The sequence below is a fragment of the Fulvivirga kasyanovii genome (assembly GCF_009711405.1).
Classification (GTDB): domain Bacteria; phylum Bacteroidota; class Bacteroidia; order Cytophagales; family Cyclobacteriaceae; genus Fulvivirga; species Fulvivirga kasyanovii.
Window position 1 is genome coordinate 20,614 of the sequence record NZ_SMLW01000615.1, and the last position, 6,572, is coordinate 27,185.

Consider the following 6,572-nt stretch of genomic DNA (forward strand, 5'->3'; position numbering starts at 1 on the left):
GGGCTGGCTTTTACTTCAGTAATGGTCAGCTTTTGTGTTTTTTGTAGGCCATCAAAGCCTCTGCTACTGCAATATCTTCAGGTGTAGTCACCTTTATATTTTCGTAGCTTCCTTCAAATAAGGAAATTTTATATCCTGCCCGTTCTGCTACACTGGCATCATCTGTCAGGCTGGCTTCTTCCTTAATTTTATAAGCTTGCTTTATAAGTGGGACAGCAAAAGTTTGTGGGGTTTGTATTAGCCTGTAATTGGCCCTGTCTACAGCTTTCGTAGTATCCTGATCTGTCATTCTTATGGATTCCTTTAGCCTGACTGCGGCAATGGCACTTTGATGGACAGCGGCAAGTCGGAAGGAAGCTGCGATAATGTCCGGGCTTACCAGGGGGCGTACCCCGTCGTGTATGGCTACCAATCCGGTATTCTCCCCAATCTGATCCAGTCCGTTTTTTACTGACTCGAACCGTGATGCGCCTCCGGATGCAATCTGCAGTGGCTTACTAAAATCGTACTTGTTACATAAGTCATTCCATGTGCGGATGTCATTTGACGGAAGCACAAGTATGATACGGATCTGATCGGAATATTCAAAAAAAGCATTAATGGTGTGCATCAGAATAGGAGTGCCATTCAATAGCATGAATTGCTTTGGTGTGGCGCTATTCATTCTTGTGCCTTTTCCGCCTGCTACAATAATTGCGTATTCTTGATGGGGCATAAACAAAATCGGATGGCTTTAAGGCCATCCGACTAAATTATATGATTTTTTGAAATTTAAACAATAAGCATGGCATCACCATAGGTAAGGAACCTGTACTTTTCCTTAATAGCGGTTTCGTACGCTTTCATTACCAGGTCATAACCTCCAAAAGCTGCTGCCATCATAAGCAATGTTGACTCAGGCATATGGAAGTTGGTGATCATAGCATTGCAGATCTTAAAGTCGTAAGGAGGGAAGATAAATTTATCTGTCCAGCCTTCTTTGGGCTTAAGCCTGCCACTTGCTGATACTGAAGATTCCAGGGCACGCATGGAAGTGGTGCCCACTGCACATACCCTCTTCTTGTTGTCGAGGGCTTTGTTTACTATACCAACCGTTTGCTCGTCTACTCTGAAATTCTCAGAGTCCATTTTATGTTTGGTAAGGTCTTCAACATCTACAGGACGGAATGTGCCTAGTCCGATGTGAAGCGTGATGCTGCTCAGATCCACACCTTTGATCTCAAGACGCTTCATAAGCTGTCTTGTAAAGTGCAAACCTGCTGTTGGTGCTGCTACCGCTCCTTTATGCTTTGCATAGATGGTTTGGAAACGCTCCCTGTCTTCAGGCTCAGCTTCACGCTTTATGTATTTTGGAAGTGGAGTCTCCCCGAGGCTGTCGATGGTCTTATAAAACTCTTCGTCAGTGCCGTCATAAAGGAAACGGATCGTTCTTCCTCGTGAAGTGGTGTTGTCAATTACTTCAGCCACAAGATCGCCTTCACCAAAATATAATTTATTGCCTACTCTGATTTTACGTGCAGGATCAACAAGTACATCCCATAGGTGCATTTCCTGATTGAGTTCCCTGAGCAGGAAAACTTCAATTTTTGCTCCTGTTTTCTCCTTATTACCGTAAAGCCTGGCAGGAAATACCATTGTATTGTTGTTTACAAGTACATCGCCCTCATTAAAGTACTCTACTACATCTTTGAAAGAGCGGTGCTCGATTTCCCCGGTATCTTTGTGTACTACCATTAGCCGAGATTCATCCCTGTTTTCAGCCGGATATAAGGCAACCAGCCCGGTTGGTAGATCAAACTTGAATTCTGATAATTTCATATTTAATATTACGGTATTAAATAAATGGGTTAGTTATTAAAAATTAGCTTGCAAAGATAGATATTTATTTGACAAATTGAGGGGCACTCTTTAATATACTTTAAAATAAAATTAGGATAGTGTTAATACTAAGACTTATACTGGAAAGTTTCAGGTTTGCGTGGAATGCGCTAAGAATGAATTTGCTACGAACCGTGCTATCGCTGTTGGGAGTGACCATAGGTATCTTTGCCATCATTGCTGTATTTACGCTCGTAGACTCCCTGGAAAAGAATATTAAAGAGAGTTTTTCCTTCCTGGGTGCCGGGGTTATTTATGTTGAAAAATGGCCTTACACTCCCGATGCTGATGGTGAATACAAGTGGTGGGATTTTATGGGACGTCCAAATGCCAGCTACAATGAGTATAAATTTTTGCAGGCCAACCTTAAACACCAGAATGGTATTGCCATCTTCGCTGTTAAAAGCAATATTACTCTTAAGCGCAAGAATAACAGCATAAGCGAGGTTGATCTTCGTGGTGGCAGCTTTGGATACAGTGATATCTTTGAAACAAATATTACCTCAGGAAGATACTTTACACGCACTGAAGTGGAGTCGGGCCGCAATGTGGTGATACTTGGACATAATTTGGCGCAAACATTATTTCCTTATGGAGAAGAGCCCATTGGGAAGGAAGTTAAAATGAGCGGCCTCAATTTTATGGTAATTGGTGTACTTAAAAAGGAGGGAGAGAGCTTTCTCGGTACACCAAGCAATGATGATACTGCCATAATTCCCTATAATTCATTCAGGAAGCTTTACCAGACCGGCACGGGAGCAGTAAATGAAATTGGGTCGTCGATCGGAGTGAAAGGGTATGATATTGACGTAGGACTGGTGGAGCTTGAAAATGAAATCACCGGTTTGATGAGGACCCGGCGCGGACTCAAACCTCGGGAAGATGATAGCTTTGCCCTTAACAGGCCGGAAGCTATTGCCAATGTCATAGGAGGTGTGTTCGATGTCTTTGGAGTTGCCGGTTGGATCATCGGCGGGTTTTCAATTCTGGTTGGAGGCTTTGGTATCGCCAACATCATGTTCGTGTCGGTAAAAGAAAGAACTAATATAATCGGAATACAAAAATCCCTGGGTGCTAAAAATTACTTTATCTTATTTCAATTTCTGTTCGAAGCTATCTTCCTGAGTGTCATTGGAGGTGCCGCAGGCCTTGTGCTGGTGCTGTTGATCACCTTTATACCCATGGGTAGTCTTGAAGTAGTGCTCTCGTTAAAAAATATTGTACTGGGTCTCGGAGTTTCAGCCGCAATAGGTACGGTTTCAGGTATCATACCTGCCGCACTGGCTGCAAGACTGGATCCTGTAATAGCTATAAGATCCAATTAAAAAGAAAATCCCGGCTCAGGTATTTTTGAGCCGGGATTTTAATATCTAATTCCATCACTGAAAACAGGTAAACAGTAATTGGTAAACAGTAATCGGTGATTGGTATTTGTAAACTAAACTAAGAACCGTAAACTGTGAATAGCTACTCCTGGGCTGCTATCGGTTTCTCCAGGTCTTCACCTTTGATCTTTTGCTTGATTTTGGTTTCCAGTTCTTCCATCAATTCAGGGTTGTCTTCCAGCAACGTTTTTACAGCGTCTCTTCCCTGTCCTAATTTATTGCCATCGTAGGAGAACCATGATCCAGCCTTTTTGATAACTTCCAGTTCCACACCCAGGTCGATGATCTCCCCAACTTTGGAAATACCTTTGCCATACATGATGTCGAATTCAACAACTTTAAAAGGAGGGGAAACTTTGTTTTTCACCACTTTTACACGGGTACGGTTACCGGTAATATCGTTAGCTCCTTCTTTGATCTGACCAATTCTGCGAATATCGAGACGTACCGAAGCGTAGAACTTCAAAGCGTTACCACCTGTAGTCGTCTCAGGGTTACCAAACATTACCCCGATCTTTTCCCTCAACTGGTTGATGAAAATACAGGCGCAACCTGTTTTGTTGATGGTACCTGTAAGCTTTCTAAGTGCCTGAGACATCAATCGGGCCTGGAGACCCATTTTGCTGTCACCCATCTCTCCTTCAAGCTCGCCTTTAGGTACCAGAGCTGCCACGGAGTCAATAACTATAATATCGATAGCTCCTGAACGGATCAGGTGCTCTGCGATTTCCAAAGCCTGCTCTCCACTATCTGGCTGGGAGATAAGCAGGTTTTCGGTGTCAATGCCTAATTTTTCAGCATATACCCTGTCAAAAGCATGTTCTGCATCAATGAATGCAGCCAGTCCGCCTTTCTTTTGTGCTTCTGCTATGCAGTGCATAGACAAGGTTGTTTTACCTGATGATTCAGGTCCGTAAATTTCAATTACTCTTCCACGTGGGATACCGCCAACACCCAATGCCAGGTCAAGGCTTAAGGATCCGGTGGAGATGGCTGGTACATCCACTACCCGCTCATCACTCAGCTTCATCACTGTACCTTTTCCAAAGGTTTTTTCCAGTTTGTCAATTGTTAATTGAAGTGCTTTTAATTTTTCGTCCTTTTCAGCCATTATAAATGTGGTTACTATTAATCGTCAAAGCGGTGAAGTTACTAAGTTCTAGGCATAAAACTTAAATAGCCCTCCAAAAATTGTTTTGTGCCGGCCCGCTTTTTGGACTCACTTTTTTATATTGCGCCAAAACCTCATTATGAAATTCAAACTTGGTGTATTGCTGCTCCTGGCGGCATCCTTACAGGTAAGTGCACAGTTAGATAACAGCAAATTCGAACAGCGGTCTACAATCAATCCTGCAGATTCCAATTCACTGTTTTTAGGGATCAATACTTTGGGGTTTTTTAAGAATAATGAGTATTTCAATGACATAGCCGATGGATATACACTTTTCGGTTATCAGCTTAATCCCTATTTAAGCTACAACCCGGCCCCAAACTTTAAACTAACTGCCGGTGTTTATCTACAGAAAGATTTTGGGAGTGAGGGCTATGAAGAGATAGTGCCTACTTTTTCACTTGAATATTTACATGGCAATACCAAAGTGATATTTGGAAACCTGGAAGGGAGTGTTTCCCACAGGCTTATTGAGCCTCTCTACGACTTTGAAAAAGTGATGACTGACAGATTGGAAAATGGCATACAGTTTATAGTTGATAAGGATAATTTATTTTTGGATGGCTGGGTGGACTGGCAGCACATGCTATATAAAGGGGAAAATGATCAGGAGGTGATTAGTGGAGGCTTGTCATTGAATTATAATGTGTTGAAGTCTGACCGGGTAAGCCTATGGGTACCGGTGCAGTTCGTGGTGATGCATAGAGGAGGGCAGATCGATACCAGTCCCGCTCCATTGCAGACCTATACCAATACAGCGGCAGGCTTTACCTTAAAATATACCAACCAGGAGGGGAGTTTTATCGAAGGTATCAGCACGGATAATTATTACGTAGTCCACAAAGATTTCTCAACCGAAAGGCTGCAACCTTATGAAGATGGAAGTGGCTGGTACTTCAATGCAGGCATCAGGACCAGGGCCAATGTGGATTTTCTGGCCAGCTACTGGCGCGGTCATGAATTTATTTCTATTACCGGAGGGCAGCTCTATCCTTCGGTGTCTTCTACCATTAAAAGTCCCAATACTATTGAAGAAGAGAGGGAGTTGCTGATTTTCAGGTTTACCCACAACCTAAAGGTTACCGATCAGATCTGGCTTATCACTCGCTTTGAGCCTTTTTATGATCTGGGTAACGGGAACTTTGAGTTTTCCCACGGGTTTTATATCAATTATACTACAGACTTTTTTCTGTTAAAAAAACGGAGTCATAGATGATCAAAAAAATAACGTTGGCCATAGTGGCGATTTTGGCGATTTTGATAATCTGGAATTTTGACCTTGTGGTTTATGGTTTGAAACAGGCCAGAGGACAGTTACACATTGTCTGGAACGCAAGGCCGGTTGAAGACTACCTGGCCGACCCGGCAGTGGCCGACAGTGTTAAGCAAAAGCTTTACTTTATCCAGGAGGTGCGGGAGTATGCCGTGGATGAGCTTGGATTAAATGACAGTGACAATTATACAGCCATGTACGACCAGAAGGGAAAGCCGGTACTATGGGTGGTAACCGGAAGTAAACCTTTCGCTTTTGAAGCCAAGGAATGGGATTTCCCCGTAGTGGGTACTATGCCTTACAAAGGATTTTTTGTAGAAGATGATGCCAATAAAACCCTGGAAGAACTTAAAGCCGAAGGGTATGACGCAGGAATGAGAACCGTAGGAGGGTGGTCTACTTTGGGGTGGTTTAAGGACCCTATCCTCAGCAACATGCTTTATCGCAATACCGGTGACCTGGCCAACCTGATCATTCACGAGCTTGTGCACGCAACTATATTTGTTAAAGATAGTGTAGAGTTCAATGAAAACCTGGCTTCCTTCATTGCAGACAAAGGCACTTACCGGTTTCTAAAGGATAAATATGGTGTTGACTCCCCTGAGTACAAAACGTATGTCAGGGAAGTGGAAGACGAACAGGATTACATAGCACATATACTGCGAGGCGCGGATAGCCTGGAAGTACTTTATAGCTCATTCGGGGATATTGCGGAAGATGAAAAGAAAACAAAAAAGGAAGAGATGATAGCCCTCATTATGCAGGAGCTTGACACGCTCAGGCTCAATAAAGCAGATTATTTACAAGGTATTAAAGGATACCAGCCCAATAACACATATTTTATGTCGTTTATGCGTTACAGGTC

The 6,572-nt window shown here is 43.0% G+C and carries 6 protein-coding genes; 3 read left to right on the plus strand and 3 right to left on the minus strand.

The annotated features are described in order from the left end of the window. Window positions 1–25: 25 nt before the first annotated feature. Both E1163_RS19675 and queA read right to left on the minus strand, forming a co-directional pair. Window positions 26–715 carry a 2-C-methyl-D-erythritol 4-phosphate cytidylyltransferase gene (locus E1163_RS19675; RefSeq protein ID WP_155174170.1) on the minus strand — a complete coding sequence of 230 codons (690 nt, stop codon included), beginning with the start codon at window positions 713–715 and terminating at the stop codon, window positions 26–28. A gap of 56 nt (window positions 716–771) precedes the next feature. Further along, a complete protein-coding gene (queA, locus tag E1163_RS19680) occupies window positions 772–1,818 on the minus strand; it encodes a tRNA preQ1(34) S-adenosylmethionine ribosyltransferase-isomerase QueA (RefSeq protein WP_155174171.1) in 1,047 nt (348 codons plus the stop codon). 119 nt (window positions 1,819–1,937) lie between these two features. Between queA and E1163_RS19685 the strand changes: the two genes are divergently transcribed. Continuing rightward, window positions 1,938–3,203, plus strand: coding sequence for an ABC transporter permease (locus E1163_RS19685; RefSeq protein WP_343033893.1), 1,266 nt, complete (start codon window positions 1,938–1,940; stop codon window positions 3,201–3,203). A gap of 142 nt (window positions 3,204–3,345) precedes the next feature. Here E1163_RS19685 and recA read toward each other — a convergent pair whose 3' ends face one another. Next, window positions 3,346–4,374 carry a recombinase RecA gene (recA, locus tag E1163_RS19690; RefSeq protein WP_155174172.1) on the minus strand — a complete coding sequence of 343 codons (1,029 nt, stop codon included), beginning with the start codon at window positions 4,372–4,374 and terminating at the stop codon, window positions 3,346–3,348. A 139-nt stretch (window positions 4,375–4,513) separates the two neighbouring features. Between recA and E1163_RS19695 the strand changes: the two genes are divergently transcribed. Together E1163_RS19695 and E1163_RS19700 are read left to right on the plus strand one after the other, a co-directional pair. Continuing rightward, the gene (locus tag E1163_RS19695) at window positions 4,514–5,650 is read left to right on the plus strand and encodes a hypothetical protein (protein ID WP_155174173.1); all 1,137 of its coding nucleotides are present in this window, start codon (window positions 4,514–4,516) and stop codon (window positions 5,648–5,650) included. Continuing rightward, a partial coding sequence (locus E1163_RS19700; protein ID WP_155174174.1) for an aminopeptidase occupies window positions 5,647–6,572 on the plus strand: 926 nt, incomplete at its 3' end. The genes E1163_RS19695 and E1163_RS19700, both read left to right, overlap by 4 nt.